At 38.8% G+C, this 1,512-nt stretch carries 2 protein-coding genes and 1 pseudogene; 2 read left to right on the top strand and 1 reads right to left on the bottom strand.

Annotation, left to right across the window (positions count from 1 at the left end):
* Positions 1-23 precede the first annotated feature (23 nt).
* Positions 24-101: pseudogene (locus ACED28_RS23205) on the top strand (hypothetical protein); the annotation flags it as partial.
* 17 nt (positions 102-118) lie between these two features.
* Here the strand turns inward: ACED28_RS23205 and ACED28_RS23200 are convergent.
* Positions 119-268, bottom strand: coding sequence for a hypothetical protein (locus ACED28_RS23200; protein WP_157936395.1), 150 nt, complete (start codon positions 266-268; stop codon positions 119-121).
* Between the two features lie 338 nt (positions 269-606).
* Here ACED28_RS23200 and ACED28_RS23195 point away from each other — a divergent pair, with 338 nt between their 5' ends.
* A complete protein-coding gene (locus ACED28_RS23195; RefSeq protein WP_371710856.1) occupies positions 607-1,461 on the top strand; it encodes a DUF2971 domain-containing protein in 855 nt (284 codons plus the stop codon).
* The last annotated feature ends 51 nt before the right edge of the window (positions 1,462-1,512 follow it).

Below are 1,512 nucleotides of genomic sequence, written 5' to 3'. Positions count from 1 at the left end.
AAAGCGAAATGTCGCTTAGCTAAGTGTCCAGTCTGACTGGAGCAGATCATAATGCGGGCGAGTTACTTCGACGCTTACTTTTACATGTGTTGCCTAAAGGGCTAATGCGAATACGCTACTATGGCTTTTTAGCTAATGCTGTACGGGTAAAAGCGATAGCGGAAATTAGGCAAAGCTTACGAAAGCGACCCGTAGAGAAATCGGAAGTGCTGAAAGAGAAACCTTGTTGTCCGAACTGCCATAGCAACAGCATGGTACTCGTGTGCATCAATATTAGACCTAGGATAGTCGTTTCAGAGCACCGACTGACCTAGTTGTCTGATTGTAATGAATAAAATTATCGTTGTGTTATGGCGAGAGAGGGGTATTGTTCGCTTTTAAAAAGATTATGCAACGGGTATAGTCGCAGTAGATAAATTGGTGGCTAGAAGTGGAAAATGGACGGCTGATGGGGTACCAGTCTTAATGATAAGAGTGGAACGTAAGTCAGTCCTAAAAAGCAAACTCCATAGATAGAAGCGGCCAAGTCCAACAGGTATTTATCCATTGTGCTACGACAACGGATAAATACTTAAGCGTTATATGCCATGATAAACAGGAGAGCTAGTGTTTAAATATTATACTTTTACTGAATATGCAGTAACAAATATTCTAAACAATGAACTATATATGAATCATTATGAGTCTTTTAATGACCCTTTTGAGTGTTGGTGCAGTATTTCAACTGGCTTTCCTTCTATAGAAGATACTTCATCACGTATGGAGGATATTTTTAAAGCTTGGGGGTTCGACAGTCTAGATGATCCTGATGCAAACGAGAATTATGCCCTTTATACTGAATCTATAATAGGTACCGAGCCAGATGTTATGGGTGTAATAGATCATGCAAGAATCACTTGCTTCAGCAAAAGACCTGATAATTTATTAATGTGGTCACACTATGCAAACGGACTTAGGGGATTCTGTCTGGAGTTTGATCCTCACCTTGTGCTGTTCAATAATCCGAACTTTGCAGAAATTTATGAGGTGAATTACCAAGCAAATCCACCGGAAATAGATACTGCAGTTCTCGCTGTAGTTATGGATCAAATTAACTACCATAGTTATGCTTTAGAAGATGTATCTTGTGACAATGAAGCTGAACCTTACGAAAATGCTCTAGATGCCTCTTTGAGTCATAGTAAAGATATATATAAAAAAATGTTGGCGACTAAACCACTAGACTGGAAATACGAAGAAGAGTTGCGCATCATTTACCAAAGCTCATGTAATAAAAAATCTGCTCAGTTTTTAAAGTATCCCCCTCAAGCTATAAAATCAGTAATATTTGGTGAAAAGATGCCAGATAAACAACGTCATGCGTTAAAGGCTTTATTCGAAAGCAACATAAGGGATATAGAGTTTAAGGTAGCAAAACGGACGAAGGGGAGTTTTCAAGTAACGTTGGAAAATGGCATATAACTAATAAGGATTAAGGTGTTGCGTAGCCAACACTAAATCCCAAGTGTTGAA

The sequence above is a fragment of the Vibrio sp. 1F253 genome, assembly GCF_041439295.1.
Taxonomy (GTDB): Bacteria; Pseudomonadota; Gammaproteobacteria; order Enterobacterales; family Vibrionaceae; genus Vibrio; species Vibrio tasmaniensis_A.
This window is presented reverse-complemented; position numbering and strand designations above follow the sequence as displayed.